General features: G+C 73.7%; 25 protein-coding genes and 1 pseudogene. 12 read left to right on the top strand and 14 right to left on the bottom strand.

Features of this window, described 5'->3' with window-relative positions:
- Nucleotides 1–33: 33 nt before the first annotated feature.
- A pseudogene (locus ACZ6Z8_RS04800) lies at nt 34–396 on the top strand (winged helix-turn-helix transcriptional regulator); the annotation flags it as partial.
- A gap of 270 nt (nt 397–666) precedes the next feature.
- Nucleotides 667–1,449, top strand: coding sequence for an SGNH/GDSL hydrolase family protein (locus tag ACZ6Z8_RS04795; protein WP_465606396.1), 783 nt, complete (start codon nt 667–669; stop codon nt 1,447–1,449).
- A gap of 57 nt (nt 1,450–1,506) precedes the next feature.
- Here the strand turns inward: ACZ6Z8_RS04795 and ACZ6Z8_RS04790 are convergent, their stop codons facing one another.
- Entirely contained in the window at nt 1,507–2,175 is a 669-nt protein-coding gene (locus ACZ6Z8_RS04790) for a GNAT family N-acetyltransferase (protein WP_465606394.1), read from the bottom strand.
- 114 nt (nt 2,176–2,289) lie between these two features.
- On the opposite strand from ACZ6Z8_RS04790, the gene ACZ6Z8_RS04785 reads away from it, so the two are divergent.
- Nucleotides 2,290–3,222 carry a pentapeptide repeat-containing protein gene (locus ACZ6Z8_RS04785; protein WP_465606392.1) on the top strand — a complete coding sequence of 311 codons (933 nt, stop codon included), beginning with the start codon at nt 2,290–2,292 and terminating at the stop codon, nt 3,220–3,222.
- Nucleotides 3,223–3,329: 107 nt separating this feature from the next.
- Here ACZ6Z8_RS04785 and ACZ6Z8_RS04780 read toward each other — a convergent pair whose 3' ends face one another.
- From ACZ6Z8_RS04780 to ACZ6Z8_RS04760, 5 genes are all read right to left on the bottom strand, one after another.
- The gene (locus ACZ6Z8_RS04780; protein ID WP_465606390.1) at nt 3,330–4,061 is read right to left on the bottom strand and encodes a tyrosine-protein phosphatase; all 732 of its coding nucleotides are present in this window, start codon (nt 4,059–4,061) and stop codon (nt 3,330–3,332) included.
- A gap of 10 nt (nt 4,062–4,071) precedes the next feature.
- Entirely contained in the window at nt 4,072–4,713 is a 642-nt protein-coding gene (locus ACZ6Z8_RS04775; RefSeq protein ID WP_465606388.1) for a TetR/AcrR family transcriptional regulator, read from the bottom strand.
- A 134-nt stretch (nt 4,714–4,847) separates the two neighbouring features.
- Nucleotides 4,848–5,171 carry a hypothetical protein gene (locus ACZ6Z8_RS04770; RefSeq protein WP_465606386.1) on the bottom strand — a complete coding sequence of 108 codons (324 nt, stop codon included), beginning with the start codon at nt 5,169–5,171 and terminating at the stop codon, nt 4,848–4,850.
- Nucleotides 5,168–5,680, bottom strand: coding sequence for a DUF6232 family protein (locus ACZ6Z8_RS04765; RefSeq protein WP_465606384.1), 513 nt, complete (start codon nt 5,678–5,680; stop codon nt 5,168–5,170). The genes ACZ6Z8_RS04770 and ACZ6Z8_RS04765 overlap by 4 nt, the downstream gene beginning before the upstream one ends.
- Before the next feature lie 73 nt (nt 5,681–5,753).
- The gene (locus ACZ6Z8_RS04760; protein WP_465606383.1) at nt 5,754–6,155 is read right to left on the bottom strand and encodes a RidA family protein; all 402 of its coding nucleotides are present in this window, start codon (nt 6,153–6,155) and stop codon (nt 5,754–5,756) included.
- Nucleotides 6,156–6,227: 72 nt separating this feature from the next.
- Here ACZ6Z8_RS04760 and ACZ6Z8_RS04755 point away from each other — a divergent pair, with 72 nt between their 5' ends.
- Complete coding sequence (locus ACZ6Z8_RS04755; protein ID WP_465606381.1) at nt 6,228–7,121, top strand: LysR family transcriptional regulator; 894 nt, start codon at nt 6,228–6,230, stop codon at nt 7,119–7,121.
- Here the strand turns inward: ACZ6Z8_RS04755 and ACZ6Z8_RS04750 are convergent.
- Nucleotides 7,118–8,017, bottom strand: a complete 900-nt coding sequence (locus ACZ6Z8_RS04750) for an aminoglycoside phosphotransferase family protein (RefSeq protein WP_465606379.1) — start codon at nt 8,015–8,017, stop codon at nt 7,118–7,120. The two genes, ACZ6Z8_RS04755 and ACZ6Z8_RS04750, sit on opposite strands and share 4 nt — an antisense overlap.
- A gap of 254 nt (nt 8,018–8,271) precedes the next feature.
- Between ACZ6Z8_RS04750 and ACZ6Z8_RS04745 the strand changes: the two genes are divergently transcribed.
- Nucleotides 8,272–10,767, top strand: a complete 2,496-nt coding sequence (locus tag ACZ6Z8_RS04745; protein WP_465606378.1) for a Tex family protein — start codon at nt 8,272–8,274, stop codon at nt 10,765–10,767.
- A gap of 76 nt (nt 10,768–10,843) precedes the next feature.
- On the opposite strand, the gene ACZ6Z8_RS04740 is transcribed toward ACZ6Z8_RS04745, so the two are convergent.
- The 6 genes from ACZ6Z8_RS04740 to ACZ6Z8_RS04715 all read right to left on the bottom strand — a co-directional run bounded on the left by ACZ6Z8_RS04740 (nt 10,844) and on the right by ACZ6Z8_RS04715 (nt 16,131).
- Nucleotides 10,844–11,314, bottom strand: a complete 471-nt coding sequence (locus tag ACZ6Z8_RS04740; RefSeq protein ID WP_465606376.1) for an SHOCT domain-containing protein — start codon at nt 11,312–11,314, stop codon at nt 10,844–10,846.
- Between the two features lie 87 nt (nt 11,315–11,401).
- Nucleotides 11,402–11,986 carry an NUDIX hydrolase gene (locus tag ACZ6Z8_RS04735; RefSeq protein ID WP_465606374.1) on the bottom strand — a complete coding sequence of 195 codons (585 nt, stop codon included), beginning with the start codon at nt 11,984–11,986 and terminating at the stop codon, nt 11,402–11,404.
- On the bottom strand, nt 11,983–13,140 hold the full coding sequence (locus ACZ6Z8_RS04730; protein WP_465606372.1) for a type III polyketide synthase: 1,158 nt from the start codon (nt 13,138–13,140) through the stop codon (nt 11,983–11,985). Before ACZ6Z8_RS04730 ends, ACZ6Z8_RS04735 begins: the two co-directional genes overlap by 4 nt.
- A 45-nt stretch (nt 13,141–13,185) precedes the next feature.
- Nucleotides 13,186–14,394, bottom strand: coding sequence for a cytochrome P450 (locus ACZ6Z8_RS04725; protein ID WP_465606370.1), 1,209 nt, complete (start codon nt 14,392–14,394; stop codon nt 13,186–13,188).
- Nucleotides 14,395–14,581: 187 nt separating this feature from the next.
- Complete coding sequence (locus tag ACZ6Z8_RS04720; protein WP_465606368.1) at nt 14,582–15,283, bottom strand: response regulator; 702 nt, start codon at nt 15,281–15,283, stop codon at nt 14,582–14,584.
- A gap of 11 nt (nt 15,284–15,294) precedes the next feature.
- Entirely contained in the window at nt 15,295–16,131 is an 837-nt protein-coding gene (locus tag ACZ6Z8_RS04715) for a sensor histidine kinase (protein WP_465606367.1), read from the bottom strand.
- Nucleotides 16,132–16,270: 139 nt separating this feature from the next.
- Here ACZ6Z8_RS04715 and ACZ6Z8_RS04710 point away from each other — a divergent pair, with 139 nt between their 5' ends.
- The 5 genes from ACZ6Z8_RS04710 (at nt 16,271) to ACZ6Z8_RS04690 (ending at nt 23,054) form a co-directional block, all read left to right on the top strand.
- Nucleotides 16,271–16,996 carry an ABC transporter ATP-binding protein gene (locus tag ACZ6Z8_RS04710; protein WP_465606365.1) on the top strand — a complete coding sequence of 242 codons (726 nt, stop codon included), beginning with the start codon at nt 16,271–16,273 and terminating at the stop codon, nt 16,994–16,996.
- Between the two features lie 73 nt (nt 16,997–17,069).
- A complete protein-coding gene (locus ACZ6Z8_RS04705; RefSeq protein WP_465606363.1) occupies nt 17,070–19,379 on the top strand; it encodes an ABC transporter permease in 2,310 nt (769 codons plus the stop codon).
- A gap of 106 nt (nt 19,380–19,485) precedes the next feature.
- Nucleotides 19,486–20,421 (top strand): hydroxymethylbilane synthase, encoded by a 936-nt coding sequence (hemC, locus tag ACZ6Z8_RS04700; RefSeq protein WP_465606361.1) that lies wholly within the window; start codon nt 19,486–19,488, stop codon nt 20,419–20,421.
- Nucleotides 20,422–20,583: 162 nt separating this feature from the next.
- Entirely contained in the window at nt 20,584–22,449 is a 1,866-nt protein-coding gene (locus ACZ6Z8_RS04695; protein WP_465606360.1) for a serine/threonine protein kinase, read from the top strand.
- 59 nt (nt 22,450–22,508) lie between these two features.
- Nucleotides 22,509–23,054, top strand: coding sequence for a hypothetical protein (locus ACZ6Z8_RS04690; RefSeq protein WP_465606358.1), 546 nt, complete (start codon nt 22,509–22,511; stop codon nt 23,052–23,054).
- On the opposite strand, the gene ACZ6Z8_RS04685 is transcribed toward ACZ6Z8_RS04690, so the two are convergent.
- Entirely contained in the window at nt 23,055–23,573 is a 519-nt protein-coding gene (locus ACZ6Z8_RS04685; RefSeq protein WP_465606356.1) for a winged helix-turn-helix domain-containing protein, read from the bottom strand.
- A gap of 89 nt (nt 23,574–23,662) precedes the next feature.
- Here ACZ6Z8_RS04685 and def point away from each other — a divergent pair, with 89 nt between their 5' ends.
- The gene (gene def / locus ACZ6Z8_RS04680; protein WP_465606354.1) at nt 23,663–24,247 is read left to right on the top strand and encodes a peptide deformylase; all 585 of its coding nucleotides are present in this window, start codon (nt 23,663–23,665) and stop codon (nt 24,245–24,247) included.
- Between the two features lie 131 nt (nt 24,248–24,378).
- On the top strand, nt 24,379–24,897 hold the full coding sequence (locus tag ACZ6Z8_RS04675; RefSeq protein ID WP_465606352.1) for a hypothetical protein: 519 nt from the start codon (nt 24,379–24,381) through the stop codon (nt 24,895–24,897).
- Nucleotides 24,898–25,018 lie beyond the last annotated feature (121 nt).

The raw sequence follows: 25,018 nt of genomic DNA, 5'->3' as shown, positions 1-25,018 counted from the left end.
GGAAAGTCCAACCTCTTGGCTATGCTGTTCCCCATGTCACGCCGAAGCTACGACCAGTACTGCGCCGTCGCCCGCGCCCTGGACGCGGTGGGGGAGCGCTGGAGCCTCCTGATCGTCCGTGAACTCCTGGGCGGCCCGCGCCGCTACACCGACCTGCACGCCGACCTGCCCGGCGTCTCCACCGACATCCTCGCCGCCCGGCTCAAGCAGCTGGAGGGCGAAGGGCTGGCGGAGCGGCGGCGGCTGGAACGGCCGGCCAACGCGACGGTGTACGAGCTGACCGAGCGCGGACGCGAACTGCGGCCGGTGATCGAGGCGCTGGGGGAGTGGGGGCTGGGCGCCCTGGGCGAGCAGCGGCCCACCGACGCGGTGCGCGAGCACTGGTTCACGGCGCCGAAGGCCGTGGTCCCGGGCTGAGTCCTCCGGGAGCCGCCGGAAGGCGGTGATGGGGCCGCGGCAGGTCGGTGGTGGGGCCGCGGCAAGGCGGTGGTGGGGCGGCGGCAAGGCCCCCGTCGCCGGCCGCCGCCCCGTGGTCCCAGGATGGCGCGGACCGATAAACGTCCGGTGGACGGCGAATGAGCGACCGGACCCCCGCGGCACTGGTTGGTAAGTGCACACGTACGATCGTCGGATCGCGGAGCCATCTCAGGAAAGCGGAGGCAGCCCGTGCCCACCACCAGCCGCAGCTACGCCAGCTACGTCGCCGTCGGGGACTCCTTCACCGAGGGCATGTGCGACGACCTCCATCCCGACGGCCACTACCGGGGCTGGGCCGACCGGGTCGCCGCCGCGCTCGCGGCCGAAGGCGCTGCGGACTTCCGGTACGCCAACCTCGCCGTCCGGGGCAAGCTCATCGGCCAGATCCACGACGAACAGCTCCCCACCGCCGTCGGGATGGGCGCCGAACTCGTCACCCTGGCCGGCGGCTTCAACGACGTGCTGCGCCCCGGCTGCGACGTCGACCGGGTCGAGCGGCTGCTCGGCCGCTGCGCCGCCGAGCTGCGCGCCACCGGCGCCACCGTCGTGATGTTCACCAGCACCGACCCCACCCGCCGGCTGGCCGGCAGTGCCCGGCTGCTGCCCGCCATCCTGCGGATGAAGGCCTTCGTGCAGGAACTCGGGCAGCAGGACGGCTTCGCCGTCGTCGACCTCTTCTCCGCACCCTGCTTCGACGACCGCCGGCTCTGGGCCGAGGATCGGCTGCACCTGTCGCCCGAGGGCCACCGCCGGGTCGCCGAGGGCGTGCTGGAGGCACTCGGCCGCCCCGCCGCCACCGACTGGCGCGCCCCGCTGCCCGCCGCCGCCCCGCCCGGCCGCGCCGAGAAGCTGCGCTCGGACGCCCGCTGGCTGGGTGCCCACCTCGGCCCGTGGATCGGCCGCCGCCTCACCGGCCGCTCCTCCGGCGACGGCCGCCCGCCGAAGCGGCCGGAACTGCTGCCGTACCCGTAGGCCGTACGGCCTGTCCGGCGGTTCTTGCCGGGCGCGCCGAGTTCCGCCGGGCAGGCCCTAGTCCAGGGAGTTCTGCCCGGGGTTCCCCGCTTCGAGGACCAGACTGGCCATCGGGGCGCGGGTGGTCCAGCCGAGCGCCGTGTAGAGCGCCTGGCCGGCCGCCGTGCCGACCAGCACCCCGGTGCGGGCGCCCGCCTCGTGCGCGCCGGACTGGAGGGCCCGCATCACCACCGAGCCCAGGCCCCGGCGGCGGTGGTCGGGCGCGGTGACGATCTGGTCCGGCACGGCCACCGCGCCGGCCAGGCCGGCCTGGCCGCGGGCGGCGAGGCGCCCCTCCTCGTCGCGCACCAGGGCGCGCAGGACGCCGCCGCGGGCCCAGGTGGTCAGGGTGTAGCCGTCCGGTACGGCGGGCCGTTCGGGGGTGAGCGGGGCGGTCATCAGGAAGCCCGGCTGGTCCAGCCGCCACTGCGGGCCCAGCCAGCGCCGTACGGTGTCGTCCTCGGCGAACAGCTTCAGCCAGGTGGCCGGCGCGGTGGTCGCCTCGGCGAGCTTGCGGACCTCGGCCTCGGTCGGCTCGGGCAGCACGTGCCGCCCCACCTCCCCGGCCGGCGCGCCGACGTCGATGGTCCAGCCCCAGGGCCGCTCCACCGGATCCGCGGCGCCCCGGGAGGCGACCCAGCCGCTGATCCACATCAGGACCAGCTCGGTGACGTTCGACTGCGGCATGGTACCCCCGTAAGTAATGGTCTCCTCTGCAGTTCAGACCTTACCGGCGGGAGGGTGGCCCTGCCCAGTAGGATTTCCGGTTCAAGGCAGCCAGCAGGTGAGAGGACCCGGACCGTGAGCGAGACCGTGCCGCCGCAGGACCCCACGGCGGCCGAGCCGACCCCGCTCCGGTCCGACTGCGGCAACTGCTTCGGTCTCTGCTGTGTCGCCCTGCCCTTCGCCGCGGGCACCGACTTCGCCGTCAACAAGGCCGCCGGCAGCCCCTGCCGCAACCTGCGGACGGACTTCAGCTGCGGCATCCACGCCCGGCTGCGCGACAGCGGCTTCCAGGGCTGCACCGTCTACGACTGCTTCGGCGCCGGACAGCGGGTCTCCCAGGTCACCTTCGGCGGGGTCAGCTGGCGCGAGGAACCCGACAGCGCCAAGCCGATGTTCGACGTGTTCCCGATCGTGCGGCAGCTCCACGAACTGCTCCGGTACCTCACCGAGGCGCTCACCTTCGCCCCCGCCGCCCCCGTCCACGCCGAGCTGCGGCAGGCCCTGGCGGAGACCGACCGCCTCGCCGGCGGCACCCCCGAGGAGATCCTCGCCGTCGACGTCGCGGCCCACCGCCGGCGGATCAGCGAACTGCTGCTGCGCGCCGGTGAACTCGTCCGGGCCGCCGTCCCCCGCCGCCGCGAACACCGCGGCGCCGACCTCTTCGGCGCCCGCCTGCGCGGAGCCGACCTCCAGGGCGCCAACCTGCGCGGCGCCCTCCTCGTCGCCGCCGACCTCTCCGGCGCCGACCTGCGCCTCGCCGACCTCATCGGCGCCGACCTGCGCGACGCCGACCTCGCCGGCGCCGACCTCACCACAGCCCTCTTCCTCACCCAGGCCCAGCTCGACGCCGCCCGCGGCGACGCCACCACCCGGCTCCCGGCCGGCCTCACCCGCCCCGCCCACTGGCCCGAATCCGCCCCGGCTGCCACCGCCGGCGAGCGCAAGCCCCGCAGCGGCCCCCGCCGCCCGCAGGACGGCAACCGCCCCGGCCGCCCCCGCCGCCGGTAGGAACGCGCTGTTGGCAGGAAGGCGCCGCCGGTAGGAACGCGCTGCCGGCAGGAGCGCGCCGCGGCTGCCGGGCCGTGGGCCCGGCCCCGACAACCCGCCACACGTGGTCAGTCGGTCAGCAACCGTGACCGCAGGGCGTCGATCCGGGTGCGGTCGAAGCCCACGGTGCGGGTGAGGTAGGCCTCGACGGAGCCGTAGCGGGCGGCGAGGTCGGCGAGGGCGAGGCGGATGACGGTTTCCGGCGCGCGGCCGTAGCCGGGCCAGCGGAGGGTCCGGCCGGGGTGGGCGGCGTGCCAGTCGGCGACGAGGTGCGGGGTGGCGTGCTCGGTGAGGGCGAAGTCGGCGGCGATGTCGTCCTCGGCGACGCCGAGCAGGGTGAGCACCAGGGCGGCGATCAGGCCGGTGCGGTCCTTGCCGGACATGCAGTGGAAGACCACCGGGGCCTTCGCGTCGGTGATCACCTCCAGGGTCTGCCGGATCTCCTTCACACCGTCCTCGGCGACCTCGGCGAAGCGGTCGGCGAGGTAGCGCCAGGGGTCGAGCTCCGGGTCGATCGAGGCCTGGTCGTACGGGCGGTGCTCGATCGAGAGGTTGTGGAAGTCCAGCCCTTCGAAGTCGGGGACCCGGCCCTTGGCGGCGATCTCCCAGTCGTAGCGCAGGTCGATCACGGTCCGCACGCCGAGGGCCCGGAGCTTCTCCAGGTCGGCGGGGGAGGACTTGCCGAGCGAGTCGGAGCGGTAGAGCAGGCCCCGGCGGACGGTCCGTCCGTCGGCGGCCGAACAGCCGCCCAGGTCGCGGAAGTTGTGCAGGGCCTCGAACTCGATGTGACGCGTTGACATGTGCGGCACTCTAGCCACCGGCGTCGGGCGTGTATCCCCGGGCGAGGAGCTCGAAAGCGCGGTCGGCCTCGGCGGCGGCCTCGGGATGGAGCTCGTCGGCGGTGCGGCCGCCCTCGTGGATGCGGCGCCAGTTGTGCAGGGCGAGGACGCGTTGGGTGGCGGTGACCTGGGCGGCCAGCAGCTGGGCGGTGAGCTCGTGCGGCGGGGTGAGGTCGCCGGCCTCGCGCAGGGCGTCGGCGAGGGACTGTTCGGCGCGGGCCACGTAGGCGCTGACCCTGGCCGTCAGGCTGGGGGTGCCGTGGACCAGGGCGGTGAAGGCCAGGACCTGGGGGTGGTCGTTGAGGCCGGTGACCGGGTCGTGCCGGGCGAGGCCGTCCAGGAAGTCCCGGCGCAGCGCGTCGAGCGCCGTCTCGCCGTCGGCCCGGCTCCGGACCACGTCCGCCGCCTGCTCCTGGTGGTCGGCGAAGCGGTGGACGACCAGGTCCTCCTTGCTGGCGAAGTAGCTGAACAGGGTCGGCTTGGAGACCTCGGCGGCGGCCGCGACGTCCGCCACCGGGACCTGGTCGAACCCGTGCTCCAGGAAGAGCGCGATGGCCGCCTCGGAGATGGCCCGTCGCGTCCGTTCCTTCTTGCGCTCCCGCAGACCGCTCATGCGCCCGCCTCGCTGTGCTCGGCAGCCGATGAGCGGGACACGCACCTTCTCTTGATTCGCTCGCTTCGCTCGCTCATGGGCGCCAGGCTAACAGCCGGTCTTGACCAGGCCAGGTTTCTGACCCGGTATGAATATCAGGAGTTGAGCGAGTCCAGGATCCGCCGGACCGACTCCACCACCGGCGCGCCCGCCCGGACCAGCGAGGCCACCCCGGAGATGTTGCGCAGCGCCCGCCGCAGGGTGGACGGCGAGGCTTCGGAGCCGTCGCCGATGGCCTCCAGCGACTCGTCCAGCACCTCCCGGTCCTCGGCCGGGACCTGCTCGCGCAACTGTCGGACGGCGGTGACGAGTTCGCCCAGGGCGGCCTTCGGGTCGACTGGGCCCTGGTTCTTGATGATGCCGATGTTGTGGTCGCCGTGCTGGGTGACCGAGTCGCCGAAGTGGAAGGAGTTGCTCACAGTCCGACCCGCTTTCCGGTGTTGTGGTCGCCGTACTGGGTGATCTTGTCGCCGACGTGGAGGTTCTCGACCTGGAGCGCGAACTCCGCCTGGGGGTTGTCGATCGCCTCCATGATCAGCTGGATCAGGTTGGTGATCTGCCAGGAGTTGTGGCTCACCACGGCGGTCGTCGCGGCGTTCGAGGTCTCGATGACCAGCTTGTACACCGCTTTCTGCCGCAGCCGGGTGACGAGCCGGTAGAGGCAGAACGCGAAGCCGGCCAGCAGCAGCACGCCCGGGACGGCGGCCGCCTGTGCCTGGTCCGTCGAGTTGTGGGTGAGCGCGCCGAGGAGGCTGACGGCGAACAGCAGCCCGAACACCTGACGGACGAACCTGATGACCGTCCGCGAGCGTTTGGGCGGCCACCACACCAACTGCCGCGCCCGGGCGATGTGCTGCAGCGGGTACGCGTCCCCGCCGATCCACAGCACCCGCCGGCTCACCCTGACGTCGATGACGCTCCGTGCCAAGTCCGCTCCCCTGCCCGTAGTGGCGGGGAGAACCATAGCAACGAGCGCGGACGGCGGGTTCGGTGGCGGTGGATCAGCTGGGATCCCCCGGCGCCGGACGCCGGGCGGTGACCTCGATCTCGATCCGCATCCGGGGGTCGGCGAGGCCGCACACCTGCATCGTCGCGGCCGGGCGGACGTCGCCGAAGCAGCGGCGCAGGACCGGCCAGCAGGGCTCGAAGTCCGCGCGCTCGGGCAGCAGGTAGCGCACCCGCACCACGTCGGCGAAGCCGCTGCCGGCCTCGGCCAGTGCGGACCCGATGTTGCGCAGGCACTGCTCGGCCTGCTCCACCACGTCCTCGGCGATGGTCATGGTGGTGTAGTCGAAGCCGGTCGTGCCGGACACGTGCACCCAGTCGCCGTCGACCACGGCACGGGCGTAGCCGATCTGCTCCTCGAAGGTGGAACCGCTGAGTACCGCGCGTCGCTCCGTCATGCGCCGAACGCTAGGTGGCCTGCGGGGATACGTCCAATACTCCTTCGGCGCCCGTCTGATATCCCTGGCGGTATGGAACGCCCCGAACTCCCCCTGCCGCAGCTGCACGCCTTCGTCGTGCTCGCCGAGGAGCTGCACTTCGGTCGGGCCGCCGCCCGCCTCGGCGTCGCCCAGCCGCCGCTGAGCCAGCAGATCCGCCGGCTGGAGGAGAAGATCGGCCACCCGCTGTTCCGCCGGGCGCCCGGCGGCGTCACCCTGACCCCGGCCGGGCGCGAACTCCTACCCGCCGCGCGCCGGGCCCTGGGGGAGCTCGCGGAGGGGCTGGCCGCGGCCCGGGCCGTCGGCAGCGGCGAGGCGGGCCGGCTGCGGATCGGGTTCTCCGCCTCGCTGGCCCTCACCGTCCTGCCCGGGCTGCTGCGCGGCTTCCGGGACCGCCACCCCGGTGTGCGGCTGGACGTACGGGAGATGACCGGCGCCCCGCAGCTCGCCGCCCTGCGCGAGGGCCGCATCGACGTCGGCCTGCTGCGCGAACCGCCCGCCGACGCGCCGGAGTTGCGCTTCCGGACGGTGCTCAGCGAGCCCTTCGTCGCCGTCCTCCCCGCGCACCACCAGCTGGCGGCGCAACGGACCGTCCGGCTGGGGCAGTTGGCGGACGAGCCGTTCGTGCTGCTGCCCCGGGAGGAGGGGCCGCCGCTGTACGACCGGATCACCGGCCTGTGCGCCTGGGCGGGCTTCACCCCGCGGATCGGGCAGCACGCGGTGGAGTGGCAGACGGTGTGCGCCCTGGTCCGGGCCGGCCTCGGGGTCTCGCTGGCCCCGGCGAGCATCCGCCGGATCCGGCTGCGGGGCGTCGCCTTCCGCCCGGTCGATCCCGGCAGCGCCCGCACCCACTCCGCCCTCGCCTGGCGCGCCGACGACCGGAGCCCCCTGGTGGGCCACCTGCTGGCGCTGGCGGTGGCGTCCTAGACGCTGCGGTCGGCGAGCACCTCGCGGACGACGTGGCGGGCGTTGGCGGTCAGCGCCGGGTCGGTGTGGCGGTAGTACGGGATCGTCACCAGGGCCATGGAGAAGGCCCAGGCCCGGCCACGGGCCCACATGGCGTCGTCGGCGCGCAGGGCGGCCCGGAAGGCGGGGCGGGCGGAGGCGGGGAGCAGGTTCCAGGCGGGGATCAGGTCGGCGGTGGGGTCGCCGACGCCCATCAGGGCGAAGTCGATGACGGCGGCGAGCCGGCCGGATCTGTTGAGCAGCACGTTGCCCGGGGTGAGGTCGCCGTGCATCCAGACCGGCGGCCCGGAGTACTCGGGGAGGCGGAGCGCCTTGTCCCACAGGGCGGTTGCGGCCGCGGTGTCGATCGTGCCGGCGAGCTGGGCGATCGCCGCGCGGGTCGCGCCGTCCCGGGAGGCGAGCGGCACGCTGCGGTGGCCGGCCGGGGCACCGGCGGGGTTGAGGGCGCGCAGGGCGTTGACGAAGCCGGCCAGGTCGCGGGCCAGCGCCTCGGGTGCGGCGAGCACCCCGACCGCCGGATTGACGCCGTCGAGCCAGCGCACCACCGACCACTCCCACGGGTAGTTCGCGGCGGGGCGGCCGACGGCCAGCGGGGCGGGCACGGGCAGCGGCAACCGCGGTGCCAGCCGGGGCAGCCACTGGTGTTCGCGGCGGACGTCCCCGGCGGCCCACTCCACCCGGGGCAGCCGGACGGCGAGTTCGGGCCCCAGCCGGAACATCGCGTTGTCCGTCCCGGCGGACCCGACGGGCGTGACCGGAAGGCCCACCCACTGCGGGAACTGGGCGGAGATCAACCGCCGTACCAGGGCCGCGTCGACGACCGGTTCATCGGGGTGCATCCGGGCGGCAGCGCACATGCCCGGCAGCGTACAGCGCGGATCGCCGGGGATCACCCGGATTCGCGAACTGCGCACACGACTTCGATCGGTACGGGGTCCGGCCGAGCTCCAGCCGCCGGCCACCACGGCGCCACCCGCCCGTCACCCGTCGGTCGTCGGCGGGGGAGAGCACGCCACGCCCGCCGCCCCGGGTGCGACCGGTGGGCGTCACCGGCACCTGCCAGAATGCAGGGCGTACGGCGAAAGCACTGAAGGAGAAGGTGACCGGCTTCGTGACCACGCCAGTCGAACAGGTGGCCCGGCAGGCCCAGCAGGCGATCGAGCGCAAGATCGCCGAGGAACTGGGCGTCCGCGAGGGGCAGGTGAAGGCTGCGGTCGAACTGCTCGACGGCGGCTCGACCGTGCCGTTCGTGGCCCGCTACCGCAAGGAGGTCACGGGCTCGCTGGACGACGCCCAGCTGCGCACCCTGGAGGAGCGGCTGCGCTACCTGCGCGAGCTGGAGGAACGGCGGGCGGCCGTCCTGGAGTCGATCGAGTCCCAGGGCAAGCTGGACGACGCGCTGCGCGCCCAGGTGCTGGCCGCCGACTCCAAGGCCCGGCTGGAGGACATCTACCTCCCCTTCAAGCCCAAGCGCCGCACCAAGGCGCAGATCGCCCGCGAGGCCGGGCTGGAGCCGCTGGCCGACACCCTGCTCGCCGACCCGACCCAGGACCCGGCCGCACTCGCCGCCCGGTACCTCAACGAGTCGGTCGCGGACGGCGCGGCGGCCCTGGAGGGCGCCCGGGCGATCCTGGTCGAGCGCTTCGGCGAGGACGCCGACCTGGTCGGCTCGCTGCGCGAGCGGATGTGGACCCGCGGCCGCCTGGTCGCGAAGGTCCGCGACGGCAAGGAGGGCGACGGCGCCAAGTTCGCCGACTACTTCGACTTCGCCGAGCCGTACACCAAGCTCCCCTCGCACCGCATCCTGGCCATGCTGCGCGGCGAGAAGGAGGAGGTGCTCGACCTCGAACTGTCGCCCTACGACGGTGAGTCCGAGGGCGACCTGCCCGGCGAGAACGACTACGAGCAGCGCATCGCCGCCCGCTTCGGCATCGCCGACCGCGGCCGCCCGGCCGACAAGTGGCTCGGCGACACCGTCCGCTGGGCCTGGCGCACCCGCATCCTGGTGCGCCTCGGCATCGACCTGCGTGCCCGGCTGCGCGCCGAGGCCGAGGACGAGGCGGTGCGCGTCTTCGCCGCCAATTTGCGCGACCTGCTGCTCGCCGCCCCGGCCGGCACCCGCGCCACCATGGGCCTGGACCCGGGCTTCCGCACCGGGGTGAAGGTCGCCGTGGTCGACGCCACCGGCAAGGTCGTCGCGCACGAGACCATCTACCCGCACCAGCCCGCCAACAAGTGGGACGCCGCCCTGGCCACCCTGGCCGCGCTGGCGAAGAAGCACGACGTCGACCTGGTGGCGATCGGCAACGGCACCGCCTCCCGGGAGACCGACAAGCTCGCCGAGGACCTGCTCAAGCGCCACCCCGAGCTGAAGCTCACCAAGGCGATGGTCAGCGAGGCCGGCGCCTCGGTCTACTCGGCCTCCGCGTTCGCCTCGCAGGAACTGCCGGACCTGGACGTGTCGATCCGCGGCGCGGTCTCGATCGCCCGCCGCCTCCAGGACCCGCTGGCCGAGCTCGTCAAGATCGACCCCAAGTCGATCGGCGTCGGCCAGTACCAGCACGACCTGAGCGAGGTGAAGCTCTCCCGCTCGCTGGACGCCGTGGTCGAGGACTGCGTCAACGCCGTCGGCGTGGACGTCAACACCGCCTCGGCGCCGCTGCTTACCCGGGTCTCCGGCATCACCGCGACGCTGGCCGACAACATCGTCGCCCACCGCGACGCCAACGGCCCGTTCCGCACCCGCAAGCAGCTCAAGGACGTCTCCCGGCTCGGCCCGAAGGCCTTCGAGCAGTGCGCCGGCTTCCTGCGCATCCCCGGCGGCGACGACCCGCTGGACGCCTCCAGCGTGCACCCCGAGGCCTACCCGGTGGTGCGCCGCATCCTCGCCTCGACCGGCGGGGAGCTGCGCGAGCTGATCGGCAACGGCGAGCGGCTGCGGGCGCTGCGCCCGGCCGACTTCGCCGACGACACCTTCGGCATCCCGACCGTCACCGACATCCTCGGCGAGCTCGACAAGCCGGGCCGGGACCCGCGCCCGGCCTTCCGCACCGCCGTCTTCAAGGAGGGCGTCGACAAGATCGGCGACCTGGAGGTCGGCATGGTGCTGGAGGGCGTGGTCACCAACGTCGCCGCGTTCGGCGCCTTCGTCGACGTGGGCGTCCACCAGGACGGGCTGGTGCACGTCTCGGCGCTGTCGCGGAACTTCGTCAAGGACCCGCGCGAGGTGGTCAAGCCCGGCGACATCGTCAAGGTGCGGGTGGTCTCGGTGGACGTGCCGCGCAAGCGGATCGGGCTCACCCTGCGGCTGGACGACGAGGTCGGCCGCGAGCGCGGCGACCGTGGGGGAGACCGTGGCGGGGACCGGCAGGCCCGCCCGCCGCGCCAGGAGCGGCGCGGCGGCGGCCAGGACCGGCGCGACCGCGGCCAGGGCGGCCAGGGCGGCCAGGGCGGCGAGGACCGGCGTGGCGGTGGCGACCGCGGCGACCGGGTCGGCTTCGGCGGCGGCGCCCCGGCGAACAGCGCCATGGCGGACGCGCTGCGCCGGGCCGGCCTGGCCGGCGGCGGCTCCGGCGGCTCGAAGGACCGGCGCTCCGGACGCCGCTGAGCGGACGGACCGAACCGGCACGGCCGGGGCCGGTGGGCGCGCTGCCCACCGGCCCCGGCCGTGCCGTACCGCCCGGTCACACCAGCAGTCGGTCCTTGGCCTTCTGGTACTCCTCGTCGGAGATGGCGCCCCGGTCCCGCAGGTCCGCCAGTTTCGCCAGGTCCTCGACGTGGCTGCGGCCACCGACGCCACCGACGCCACTGCCGGTTCCGGCGACACCACCACCCCCGCCACCGCCCTCGGCCGGGCCGGCGGCGTCCCGGATGTACGCCCGGAGCGCCTCGTCGGCCTGTCGGGCCTGTTCGAGGTCCCGTTTGCCCATGCCCTGACCGCGGGCGATGAGGTAGGCGAGGACACCGATCAGCGGCAGGATGATCACCAGGACCAGCCAGCCGGCCTTGCCCCAGCCACTCAGGTCGTGGCTGCGGAAGATGTCCGTGATGATCTTGAAGAGCAGGAAGAACCAGAGGATCCAGAGGAACAGCTCCAGCATCGTCCAGAAGATGTTGAGCACCGGGTAGTCCACGGCCAGCAGCTTGGGGTTCATGGTTCCGTGCTACCACCGCAAAACGGACAATGCGCCTCGGTGTTCCGCCGTTCCAGTGATCTTTGGCGGCTGCCGGAATACGCGGGACTACCCCAGCCCGGCCCGCCGCCGCAGCTCCACCGCCAGCCCGATCAGCTCGCCCCACCAGGCGTCGTGCCCGGTGAGCAGCAGCCGCTGCGCCTCGGCCGCCGGGACGGCCCGGACCTCGACCACCTGCTCGCCGTCCGCCGGGTTGGTCGGCGTCGAGTCCAGCTCGACCTCGCCCCAGCCCCACAGCCAGGCCTTGTCCGGGTGCGGCTGCCACGGCCGGTACGGCACCGCGTCCTCGGTGTGGCAGCGGTGCGCGCCGAGCCAGCCGGGCTCGCCGAGCAGCCGGGCGCCGGCCTCCTCCCGCAGCTCGCGCTCCAGGCAGGCCGCGACGGACTCGTCCCGCTCCCGGGTGCCGCCGGGCAGGAACCAGTGGTCCCGGTCGTCGCGGCACAGCACCACGTCGCCGTCCGCGAACCCGACCAGGTGGATGTTGGTGACCAGCTCGTCCGGCGGCAGCTCGGTGGAGAACAGGGCGTCGTAGCGCCCCCAGGCCCAGTACTGCGGCGCGTGCAAGGCCGGGAACAGAACGGCGAGTTCGGCGGCTCTGGCCGAGGGGTCGGTACGGTCCGTGGTGTCGGTCATTCGGTGATCGTAGTGCCGGCCGGGAAACGGTGGGGGACGCCCTGGTTGACGAGGGCGATGTCGGAGGTGGAGACGGAGCGCGGGCGCCGGAGCGCCGGGTCGGGGGCGGCGTCGACCCAACTGCCCAGGGAGATCTCGGCGGTGATTCCCGGTCCGAAGCCGGCGATCAGGCCTGGGGTGCCCTCGGGGGCGCCGCCGTCGGCGAACAGCCGGGCGAGGGCGTCGAAGACGACGGCGCTGGCGATGTTGCCCCGCTCGGTCAGGGTGGCCCGGCTGTAACGGAACTTCTCCGGTTCCAGGTTGAGGAAGCGGCAGAGGTCGTCCAGGATGCGCGGGCCGCCGGCGTGCACGATGTAGAAGCCCAGCCCGGAGACGTCCCAGCCGTGCTGCTGGGCCAGGGTGCGCAGCGCGGGGGCGAGCATCTCCATGGTGCCGGGCACCCGTTTGTCCAGCTGGAAGTGGAAGCCGGTGTCCTTGACCCCGTACGAGATCCAGCCCTCGGTGTCCGGGACGAGGTGCGAGCCGTTGCGTTCGATGTGCACCCCGCTGCCGCCGTGCCCGCGCATCACCACGGCGGCGACGGCGTCACCGAACAGGCCGTTGGAGAGCAGCGAGCCGACTTCGAGGTCGGTCGGCTGGTAGCAGAGGGAGCAGAACTCGCAGGCGACGATCAGCACGTTGGCGCCCGGGTAGGCGCGGCAGAAGTCGTGGGCGCGGTTGACGGCGGCGCCGCCGGCGGCGCAGCCGAGCTGGGCGATCGGCACCTGGCGGGTGTCGGAGCGGAAGCCCATGGTGTTGATCAGCCAGGCGGTCATCGACGGCATCATGAAGCCGGTGCAGGACACGTAGATGATCAGGTCGATGTCCGGGGCGCCCAAGTCGGCATGGGCGAGGGCGCGTTCGACCACCTCGGGGACGCGGAGCTTGGCCTCCCGCTCGTACACCTGGTTGCGGACGGTGAAGCCCGGGTGGGTGAGGGTCTGCTCGATCGGCTGGACCAGGTGCCGGGTCCGCACCCCGGTGTTCTCGATCAGCCGCAGGGCCAGGCCGAGTTGTGGGTGTCCGGCGTGCAGGGTGCGAGCCAGTTCGAGGGTCTCGTCGAGGGTGATGACGTGCTCGGGTACGGCGATCGCGGGGCGGCAGAGTGTGGCCATGGCGTGGGTCTCCCCGGTGCGGGAACGGTGTGTCGAGGGGAGTGGCTACCAGGCGACCGGCAGGGTGCGCGGGAAGCGCCAGATCGAGCCGGAGTTCCAGTCGAGTTCGGACGGGTCGACGGCGAGCCGCAGTCGGGGGAAGCGCCGCAGCAGGGTGCCGATGGCGACCTGGAGTTCCATCAGCGCGAGGTGCGAGCCGAGGCAGCGGTGCTGGCCGTGGCCGAAGGTCATGTTGACGGGCCCGGCGGCGCGGTCGAGGTCCAGCTCGTCGGGGCGCTCGTAGGCCGCTGGGTCCCGGTTGGCGGTCAGGTAGGAGACGTGCACGGCGTCGCCGGCCCGGATCAGCACCCCGCCCAGTTCGACGTCCTCGGTGGCGACCCGGGCGATGCCGGGGCCCTGGCGGAACGGGATGAAGCGCAGCAGCTCCTCCAGGGCCTGCGGCAGCGTCTCCGGCCGGGCGCGCAGCTTCGCGAGCTGTTCGGGGTGGGTGAGCAGGGTGTAGGCGATGTTGCTGAGCTGGTAGGTGCTGGTGTCGTGGCCGGTGACCAGCAGGACCATCGCCATCACGGCGAGCTCGTCGGCGTCCAGCAGGTCGTCGCCGTCGCGGGCGGTGGCCAGCGCGCTGATCAGGTCCTCGCCGGGGTGGGCGCGGCGTTCGGCGGTGAGCGCGGTGAAGTAGGCGCGCAGCCCGGCCTTGGCCTCCTCCTGGCCCTCGCGGCTGCCCGGGCCCATCCGCATCATCGCGACGGCCCAGCCGCGCAGCCGGTCGCGGTCCGGCTCGGGGATCTCCAGCACCTCGCAGATGGTGGTGAGCGGGAGCCGGGCGGAGAGGAACCGCGCCAGGTCGGCCGGGGCGCCGTGCTCCTCCATCTCGTCGAAGTAGCCGTCCACGATCCGCTGGGTGGCCGGGCGCATCCGCTCGACCTGGCGGTTGGTGAAGCCCTGGGCGACCAGGCGGCGCAGCCGGTTGTGCTCGGGCGGGTCCATCAGGTTGATCGACTCCGCCTGGGCGATGGTGGCGGGCGTCATCCGGGGCAGGTCGCGGCCGATGCCGGCGGCGCGGCTGAACCGGCGGTCGGTGGTGACCAGCTTGACGTCCTCGTAGCGGGTGGCCAGCCAGGCTTCGCCCTCGCCGTACGGCAGTCGGATCCTGGCGATCGGGGCCTCCGTGAGCAGCCGCTTGAGGAGGGGGTCGAACTCCAGGCCGTCGGTGTGGTGGAAGGGGCACTCCCACACGGGGGCGGTGGTGGTCACGGGCCTGTCCAATGGTCTTCGTCATGCGGGGTGATGCCGCCCGAACCGGTATCCGGTGGTCCGGGCGAGGACATCCAGATGTTGCCCCATGAACTGGCAAAAATGTGAAGTCCGGCAGTGCTTCCCCCTAACGAGTGAGAGGTGCGATTGTCAGCTGAATTCACTGGACAGTGCACGAAGTTGACGGTCAACCGTTGGCGCCCGGTGCGACCAGGCCCGTCTCGTAGGCGAGCACCACCGCCTGGGCCCGGTCGCGCAGGTTCAACTTGGCGAAGATCCGGGCCACGTGGGTCTTCACCGTCGACTCGCTGAGAGTCAGTTCGACCGCCAACTCGGTGTTGGAGAGCCCCCGTCCGAGCAGTCCGAGCACCTCCACCTCGCGCGGGGTGAGCGGGGCGAGGTCCCGGTGCAGCCGCGGCGAGTCGGCGCGGCGGGCGGCCGGGTGCGGGGCGCCGGTCGCGAAGCGCTCGACGAGCCGGCGGGTGATCGACGGGGCGAGCAGGGCGTCACCGGTGTCCACCAGCCGTACGGCGGCGGCGAGGTGGGCCGAGGTGACGTCCTTGAGCAGGAAGCCACTGGCCCCGGCGGACAGGGCCGCGTACACGTAGTGGTCCAGGTCGAAGGTGGTCAGCATGATCACCCGGCAGTCGGGCACCTGGGCCAGGATCCGGCGGGCGGCCTCCAGGCCGTCCATGGTCGGCATCCGGATGTCCAGCAGGGCCACGTCGGGCCGGTGCAGGACGGCGGCGGCCACCGCCTCGGCGCCGTCCGACGCCTCGGCGACCACGTCGATGCCGCGGGCGGTGAGGATCATCCGGAAGCCGGTGCGGACCAGCTCCTGGTCGTCGGCGATCACCACCCGGGGGCGGCGCTGTTCGGTCTCTTCCACGGTCCCCTCCGTCACGGTCGGTCCAGCGGGATGCGGGCGCGCACCCGGTAGCCGCCGCCGAGCCGGCGCCGGGCGTCGAAGTCCCCGCCGTACACCGCGACCCGCTCGCGCAGGCCGAGCAGCCCGCGCCCGGCGCCGTCCGCCTGCTTCGACGCGGGGGCGGACGAGCCGGAGAGCACGCTGGGGCCGCTGTTCAGCACCTCCACCCGCAGGGAGCGGTCCGCGTACCGCACCGTCACCTCCGCCGTCACCCCGTCGCCGTGCTTGAGGGCGTTGGTCAGCGCCTCCTGGACGATCCGGTACGCCGTCACGTCGATCCCGCCGGGCAACGGCCGCGGCTCCCCGGAGATCCGCACCTCCACCGGCAGCCCGGCGAAGGCGAAGCGGTCGATCAGCGGGCTCAGCCGGCTCAGGCTCGGCTGCGGGGCGAAGCCCTCCGGCTCCGGCTCCTCGCCGCCGTCCGCCGCCGGGGCCAGCAGGCCGAGCAGGTGCCGCAGTTCGGTCATCGCGTCCCGCCCGGCCGCCTCGACCGCGCCCATCGCGGCCGCCGCCTCCTCCGGCATGGTGGCCAGCACCTCGCGGGCGGCCCCGGCCTGCACCACCATCAGGCTCACGTTGTGGCTCACGATGTCGTGCAACTCCGAGGCGATCCGCGCCCGTTCGGCGTCCACGGCGGCGCTCGCGGCGCTCTCCCGCTCGCGTTCCAGCAGCCAGCCGCGCTCGCCGATGGCCGCCCGGTACAGCCGGCGCGCCCGCACCAGCGCGACGCCCAGCCAGCCGGCGCCGGCGCAGGCCGTGCCCGCCACCGCCACCGCCACCGCGATCCAGTCCGTCCCTGTTCCCCACACGGCGCCAGCTTCCCAGGCGGGAGCTTGATCGACATCATCCGGGGGTGCCGCCTCCGTACATCCCCGGTACTACGGCGACCTGCGGTTACACCCCGGGTGGGACGACCGGCCCCGGCCGGCGCGCCTACCGTCGTCGACCATGAGCAACGACCACGACGGGACCACCCGGCCCGACGACGCGCCCTTCGTCGTCGAGCTGTCCGGGGTGCACAAGGAGTTCGGCGACGCCAAGGCGCTCGACGGCGTCGACCTGCGGATCAGGGCGGGCGAGGCGGTCGCCGTGATGGGCCCCTCGGGGTGCGGCAAGTCCACCCTGCTGAACATGGTGGCCGGGCTGGACCGGCCCACCTCCGGCACCGTCCGGGTGCAGGGGCAGGACCTCGGCGGGCTGAACGAGAACGGGCTGGCGCTCTTCCGCCGCCGCAACATCGGCATGATCTTCCAGTTCTTCAACCTGATCGACGACCTCCCGGCCCTCGACAACGTCGCCCTCGCGGCCCAGCTGACCGGCACCACGGCCAAGCAGGCCCGCCGCCGGGCGCTGGAGCTGCTGGACGAACTCGGCGTCGCACACCGCAAGGACGTCTACCCGGCCACGCTCAGCGGCGGCGAGCGTCAGCGGGTCGCGGTGGCCCGCGCCCTGATGAACCGCCCGGCGCTGCTGCTCGCCGACGAGCCGACCGGCGCGCTGGACAGCCGCTCGGGCGAGCAGGTGATGGACCTGCTGATCGACCTCAACCAGATCGGGCAGACCCTGCTGATCGTCACCCACGACCCCGACCTGGCCACCCGCTGCGCCAGCCGGCTGGTCGAGGTCGCGGACGGCAGGGTGGCGCGCGAGCGGATGCTGGAGGCCTCGTCGTGAGCGAGCGGAGTGAGCGAACCATCGAGAGGTGCGGGTTGCGCGCAGCGCCCGCCGAGCGCGGCGAGGTGGGCGCATGAGCGGTGCCGTGTGGCGGGCCTCGCGGGCGGCCGTGAAGCGCCGCCGGGTGCAGACCATCGTGATCGGCCTGGTCGTCTTCTGCTCCACCGCGACCGTGCTGCTCGCCCTCGCGGTGATCAGCGCCGCCCGGGCCCCGTTCGACGACGCCTTCGAGGCCGAGCGCGGCGCGCACATCACCGCCCTGTTCGACCCGGCCAGGGCCTCGGCGGAGCAACTGGCCGCCACCGCCCACCGGCCGGGCGTGGAAGCGGCCGCCGGGCCCTTCGACCAGGCCGTGGTGACCATCCCCGCCGACTGGATCGGCCGCCCGCCGGGCCCGCTGACCCTGGTCGGCCGGGCAGACCCGGCCGGACCGGTGGACCGGGTGCGGCTCCTCGCCGGCCGCTGGGCCGCCGCGCCAGGCGAGGTGGTCATCGACAACCCGGGCGGCGGCGCCGCGAGCCGGTTCGTCGGCACGCCGCTCACCACCAGCACCGGGGTGAAGCTCACCGTCGTCGGCTTCGCGACCGACATGAGCCAGTCCTCCGGCGGCTGGGTCACCCCCGAGCAGGCGGCCGCCCTGCATCCCACCGGGCGGCAGATGCTCTACCGCTTCACCGACGCGGCCACGGAGCAGCAGCTCACCGCCTCGCTCGCCCACGCCACCGAGGGCCTGCCCGAGGACGCCGTCGAGAGCGGGCAGTCCTACCTGGTGCTCAAGCAGGCGTTCTCGGCGGGCGCCGACGCCTATTTGCCGCTGATGACGGTCTTCGGCGTGCTCGGCCTGATCGTCGCCGCGCTGATCGTCGGCAACGTGGTGAGCGGCGCGGTGGTCTCCGGCTACCGGCACATCGGGGTGCTCAAGTCGATCGGCTTCACGCCTCGCCAGGTGGTCACGGTCTACCTGACCATGGTGTCGGTGCCCGCGGTCGTCGGCACCGTCCTCGGTACGGCGGCCGGCTGGGTGGCGGCGACCCCGATCCTCCGAACCGCGTTCTCCGGCATCTCGACCGGCACCGCCGTGATCGAACCGGCGGGCTGGCTGCCCGTGGCCACCCTGGTCAGCGTCCCGCTGCTGGTCGCCCTCGCCGCACTCGTCCCCGCCTCGCGCGCCCACCGGCTCTCCGCCTCCCAGGCCATCTCGGCGGGCAGCGCCCCGCGCGCCGGGCGTGGCCTCAAGATCCAGCGCCGGCTGAGCGGCACCCGGCTGCCGCGCGCCGTCAGCCTCGGCCTCGGCCAGCCCTTCGCCCGCCCGGCCCGCACCGCGCTGACCATGGCGGCGATCGTGCTCGGCGTGGTCACCGTGACCGTGACCACCGGGGTGAGCAGCACCCTGGCCAAGTCCATGGCCGCGCCCGACCGCGGCACCCACATCGACGTGCAGACCAGCGCCTTCTCGGATCACAAGATCGCCCCCCGGCTGACCCCGGAGCAGACCACGGCGATGCTGCACACCACCCCCGGCGCCGAGCAGGTGTCCGTCCGCGGCCTGGTCCGGGTCGGCATCCTCGGCCAGCCCCAACTCGTCTTCGCGGACTTCTACGGCGGCGACGCCATGGTCGACCACCGGCGGCTCAACGTGGTCGAGGGCCGCCCGGCGACCGGGCTGAACGAGATCGAGGCCGGGCCGGCCTTCCTGGACCAGCACGGGCTCAAGCTCGGCGACCGGGTCACCCTGGTGCTGGAGGGGCGGCAGACCACCGTCACCATCGTCGGCAAGGAGATCCAGGGCAACGCCAACGCGATCACCTCCAACGACGCCACCCGGGCCCTGCTCACCCCCGATCCGCACGTGGTCGAGTACGACGTGAAGCTCGCCGCGGGCGCCGATGCCGCGGCCTACCGGAAGGCCGTCACGGACGCCGACCCCAGCCTGTCGGCCTCGGTGGTGGTGCCGGACACGGAAGGGCCCGTCGTCGCGATCAAGACCTTCAGCACGACCTTCACCGTCCTGCTCTCCGTGGTCGCCGCGCTCGGCGTCTTCAACACCCTGCTGCTCACGGTCCGGGAGCGCCGCCGCGACCTCGGCATGCTGAAGTCGATCGGGATGACGCCCCGGCAGGTCGTCACGATGACGATCACCTCGGTGGCCTGGCAGGGCGCGGCCAGCGGGATCATCGGCATTCCGATCGGCATCCTGGTGCACCGGCTGATCGTCGAGCACGTCCGGATCATCGCCTTCACGGACTCGATGATCGACGTCTGGGGCGCCCCGCTGCTCGCCGGACTCGCCCTCGCCGGCGTGGCGATCGCCGTCCTCGGCGCGCTCGTCCCGGCCCGTTCGGCGGCCCGGCTGCCGATCGCCGAGGTGCTGCACAACGAGTGAGACGGCCACGGGAGGACGGGGACGGCCGGGTGGTTCGCCACCCGGCCGTCCGCCGCATGGCTGACGCACCGCCAACCGCCGGTGTTCGAGCGCCTATCATCGCGCCATGGCCACCGCTGAGCTGATCCGCATCGTCTCCCGCTCGTCACCCATGGCGCTCGCCCAGGTCGACCGGGTCCGCGCCGAACTCGCCGCCCTGCACCCGGGGTTGCGCACCGAGGTGGTGCCGGTCACCACCTCGGGCGACCGCTGGACCGGCGACCTCGCCCAGCTGGGCGGCAAGGGCGCGTTCACCAAGGAGGTCGACGCCGCGCTGCTCGCCGGGGAGGCCGACGTCGCCGTGCACTGCCTCAAGGACGTGCCCGCCGACCGCCCGCTGCCCGCCGGCACCGTCTTCGCCGCCTACCTGCGCCGCGACGACATCCGCGACGCGCTCGTCCACCCCGGCGGCCTGACCCTGGCCGAACTCCCGCCCGGCACCCGGATCGGCACCTCCTCCGTCCGCCGCGTCGCCCAACTCGCCGCCTCCCACCCGCAGCTGGAGTGCGTCCCGATCCGCGGCAACGCCAACAGCCGGCTCGCCAAGCTGGCGGCCGGGGACGTCGACGCGCTGCTGCTCGCCGTCTCCGGCCTGGAGCGGATCGGCGAGCAGGCCCGGATCACCGAGGTCCTCGGCGTCGAGGAGATGTGCCCGCCGATCGGCGCCGGCATCCTCGTCCTGCAGTGCCGCGAGGACGACACCGCCACCATCGAGGCCGTCACCGGGCTCGGCCACCACGACACCTGGCGGGAGGCGGCGGCCGAGCGGATGTTCCTGCACGTGCTGCAGGGCCACTGCAACAGCCCGATCTCCGGCTACGCCAAGGCCGAGGCGGACGGCCGGCTCTCGCTGCGCGGCCGGGTCTTCACCCCGGACGGCAAGCGGGTGCTGGACGCCCACGAGTGGGCGGGCGTGCTCAGCCCGGAGGACCTCGGCACCTCGGTCGCCCTGGCGCTCAAGCGGCAGGGGGCCCAGGAGCTGATCTCCTCGATCCCGCACTGAGGTTGACCACGGCCCGCTGATCTTTTTGCCTTCGTGAACTGGTCCGCCGCGCCCGCAGCTGAGATGATTCCGGCTGCGGGGCGGGTCAGTTGACGCCCAGTCGGTCGACGAGGGTGCCCCGCGGAACGTGGAACGCGCACGCCGGGGGTGGACGTGGAGGCGTTGAGACCCACCGATCCGACGACGATCGGCGGCCGCTACCGGCTGCTGGCCCGGCTCGGCAGCGGTGGGATGGGGGTCGTGTACCTGGGGCGCTCGCCGGGCGGGCGGCTGGTCGCGGTCAAGTGCGTGCACTGGGACCTCGCCACCGACGCGGAGTTCCGGCTGCGCTTCACCCGGGAACTGGAGGCCGCCCGGCGGGTCGGCGGCTTCCACACCGCCCAGGTGGTCGACGCCGACCCGGACGGCGACCCGCCCTGGCTGGTCACCGCCTACATCCCCGGCCCGTCCCTGCACGCGGCCGTCGCCGCCCACGGCCCGCTGCCCGAACCGGTGCTGCGGGTGCTCGGCGCCGGGCTGGCCGAGGCCCTGGCGGCGATCCACGCCGTCGGGCTGGTCCACCGGGACCTCAAGCCCTCCAACGTCCTGCTCGGCGACGACGGCCCGCGGGTCATCGACTTCGGCATCGCCCGCGCCCTCGACGGCGCCTCGATCACCCGCACCCAGACCGTCATCGGCACCCCCGGTTACATGGCCCCCGAACAGATCGCCGGCGAACCGCTCAGTCCGGCCTGCGACGTGTTCAGCCTGGGCCGGGTGCTCTGCCACGCCGCCGGAACCGACCCCTACGGGGGCGGCGGCAACCCGCAGGTGCTGCTCTACCGGATCATGCACACCGAGCCGGACCTCACCGGCGTGCCCGAGGGGCTGCGCCCGCTCGTCGCCGCCTGCCTGGCCCGCCGCCCCGAGGACCGGCCCACGCCCGCCCAGCTGCTGGAACGGCTCGGGCCGCCCGGGTACGACGGGCCGACCGGCTCGTGGCTGCCGGAGCCGCTGCGGGTGAAGCCCGCGGTGCCGGAGGCGCCGCTGCTGACGGCGGCCGGGCCGGCGGCACCCGGCCGCGTCCCCTCCACCCGGGTGCCGACCCTGCTGGGCGCCGGTCCGTACGGGGCCGACGGCTGGGCACGGACCGAACCCGCGGGGGCGGCGGCCCGGCGGCGCCGGACGCGACGGCTGTGGGTGCTGCTGCCCAGCACCCTGGCGCTGGTCGCGGGGGCGGTCATGGTGCCGGTGTACCTGCTGCGCGACCGGGGCGGCAGCACCGGACTGGACACCGGCGGCTTCGTGGTCGCCAAGGACGACGGCAGCCCGCCGGACTGCGTGACCGGCGGGTCGGCGGGCGGCTCCGGCGGTGCGGGTGCCGCCGCCACCGGCCCGACCGAGGGCCCGCCACCGGCCGTACCCGGCGGCACCCCGCACCCGCCCGGCCTGCTCACCCCGGCCGACAAGGACACCCTGACGCTGGGCCGGTCGCTGGTGCTCAGCTGGGACAGGACCGGCGCGGTGACCAAGGTCTTCACCAAGCGCGGCAACGAGCCCTGGCAGGCCTCCGGCTGGCTCACCTCCGCCGACTGCACCTTCAAGCCGACCGAGGCCGGGGTCTACCAGTGGGCGGTGGTCGGCGCCAACACCTCCAACGGCGGCATCGGCAGCGGCTGGAGCGCCACCCGCTACCTGAACGTCCAGGCCGACGACAAGCAGGGCGTCAACCCGGTCAGGTCCGCGCCCTCGGCCCCGATCCCGGTCTTCCCGAAGGACCAGCAGGTGGTCCGGGCCGGGCAGCCGGTCAGCTTCAGCTGGGCGAGCGCCGGCACCAACTCCTCGGTGAACGTGCTGGCCCCGGGTGCCACGACCTGGGACTACCTCCCCTGGCAGGCCGGGCTGGACCTGACCTACACGCCGAAGACGCCGGGCATCTACATCTGGACCGTCTTCACCTCGGGACCGGGGGACTGCTCCGGCGGGCCGCAGATCACCGGGGCCTGCGTGAGCGGGGGGAGCGAGCAGCGGTACCTGATCGTCCAGTGAACCCGGCGCCCGTTCCGGTCGGGTAGAACCGACCGGGTGCTCGGGGCGTCCGTTGAGGCGTGATCAGTGCGGTGCTCGGCGGGATGCCGAACTTCTGGCCCGGGCTGCTGCTCTCGCTGGTGCCGGCGGCCCTGCTCAACCGGCCGGTGGGGCGGCTGCTGCGGGCCCACTGGGCGGTGGGCTTCCTGCTGCTGCTCGGGCTCGGCGGGGTGGTCGTGGCGACGCTGCTGCCGGAGGCGTTCCGGCCGTCGGTGCTCCGGCACGCGGCGGAGGCCGCGCGGCACTGCTCGGTGGCGGGCGCCCGGCCGCGTTCGCCGTACGAGCTGCTGCACGTGCGGCACATCGAGCTCAAGCTGGCGACCTACGCGCCGGTGGGCTTCGCGGCCGCCCTGGCCGGGACCCGGCGGCGGGCGGCGGTGGCGCTGCTGGGTACGGCGATGCTGCCGTTCGCGGTGTCGGGGCTGCAGTACGCGGTGCCGGCGCTCGGGCGGGCCTGTGACGTGCAGGACGTCTGGGACGGCGTGCAGGGCGTCGTGCTGGGGGCGGCGCTGGGCCTGGTGGTGGGACCGGCGGCCCGGGCGGTGGCCAGGGCGCGGGTGGTCTGACTACCGGTCGAGCAGGGGGAACAGGCGGGCCACGGCGGCGACCGGACGGGCCCCGGCGGGCCGCGCGCCCGGGTCGGCGTCCCGGTCGCGGTAGCGGGCGAGCAGCTGCCGCACGGCGTCCGCGACGGCGGTCAGCTCCTCGGGGGTGAGGTGGACGACGGCGCTGAACGCCTCGTCCTGCTGCCACTCGGCCGGGGCTTCGGCGCGCCGGGCGAGCCAGTGCCGGTAGCTCTCGTCCTCCAGGCCGCGGGCCAGCTCGCCGAACTCGTCGCCGGCCGCAGGCGGTTGGGCCTGGGCCAGTTGCCACGGCCGGGCGCGGCCGTCGGTGGCCGGGGCCTCCTCGATCACTCCGTACCGGGCGAGCTGTCGCAGGTGGAAGGAGCACAGGCCGGAGCTGTACCCGAGTCGGGCGGCGGCCTCGGTGGAGGTGAGGGTGCCGCGTTCGGCGAGCAGGTCCAGCAGCGCGGTGCGGACGGCGTGCTCGCGGAGGGCGCCGGTTCTGACGATGTCTTCGGTCACTTTGCAAAGTCTGCTACTTTGCAAAGTCGACAGCAAGTCCAGCGAGCAAAGTCCGTCGAGCAAGGCCATCGAGATGAGGGGGAGCGACAGTGTCCGAGTCGCGCGAACGTACGACCGTCCTACGGATCACCGAGGTGGGGGAGGAGATCCTCCGCCGCACCTGCCGCACGGCGACCGAGGAGGACTTCGGCAGCGATCGCCTGGCCCGGCTGATCGACGACATGTTCGCCACCATGTACGTCGCCGACGGCTGCGGACTCGCCGCCAACCAGGTCGACGTGGACCTGCGCCTGTTCGTCTACGACTGCCCCGACGACGACGGCGTCCGGCACGTCGGGCACGTGCTCAACCCGGTGGTCGAGGAGCAGGACCCCGGCCGCCCGCTGATCGAGGACGTCGAGGGCTGCCTGTCCGTACCCGGAGCCAACACCCGGCTCGCCCGCCCGGCCCGCGCGGTGGTGCGCGGTGTCGACCAGCACGGCGAGCCCGTGACGATCGAGGGCACCGGCTACTTCGCCCGCTGCCTCCAGCACGAGACCGACCACCTGAACGGGGGCCTCTACATCGACCGGCTCTCCGCCCGCGACCGCAAGCGGATGATGAAGCAGACCGCCGACCGCCGCGAGCAGGTGTTCGCCGAGCGCGCCGCCCGGGCCGCGAAGACGGTCGGATGACGTCCGGATGACGCGGTGACCGGGCGGGGGCACGTAAGCCTGCCGGCGCATGCCTGACTGGCTCTGCCGGGGGAGGCGGTTCGGCCCTGCGGTCGAGGTGGGGGCGGGGCGGTCGCGGCGAGGGTGGAGGCATGTTGAAGAACATCCCGGTCGGTGACACCGAACGCCCCGTCCCCCGTTGGGCGTTGCGCCTCGCCAAGGCCCTACCGTTCGTCCTGCTGCCGCACTGTCTGTGGCGGCTGCCGTTCGCCTTCGACTTCACGATGGGCACGGTCGAGCCGGGCCGGCCGCCCCTCACCTGGTGGGCCACCCCGTACGTCTTCGCGCTGAGCCTCGTCACCGAGGGGCTGGCGCTGCTCACCCTGGGGCTGGTCAGCGGGTGGGGCGAGGCGTTCCCGCGCTGGGTGCCGTTGCTGCACGGGCGCCGGGTGCCGCCGCTCGGGCCGCTCGTCGCGACGCTGCTGGGCGGGCTGGTGCTGTTCGGACTGTTCGGGCTCCAGCCGCTCGCCTGGATCGGGGTGCTGGACGAGGTGGGCTTCAGCAACGGGTGGTGGGAGGCGCTGGCCCGGGTGTGCATCGGCCCCGCGGCGCTCTGGGGTCCGATCACCATCGCCCTCGGCATCGCCTACTACCGGCGCCGCACCGCGTGAACCCGGTCGCTGCGCAGGAAGTCGGTCCGGCGACTCTGCTGGCGAAGTCGGTTGGGGTGGTTGTGGGACAGTAAGTGCCCGCTGGTTTGGGTGGGTTGGCTGTCTGTGGGGGTTGGTTGTG

This window comes from Kitasatospora sp. NPDC101108 (assembly GCF_055584725.1).
This window is presented reverse-complemented; position numbering and strand designations above follow the sequence as displayed.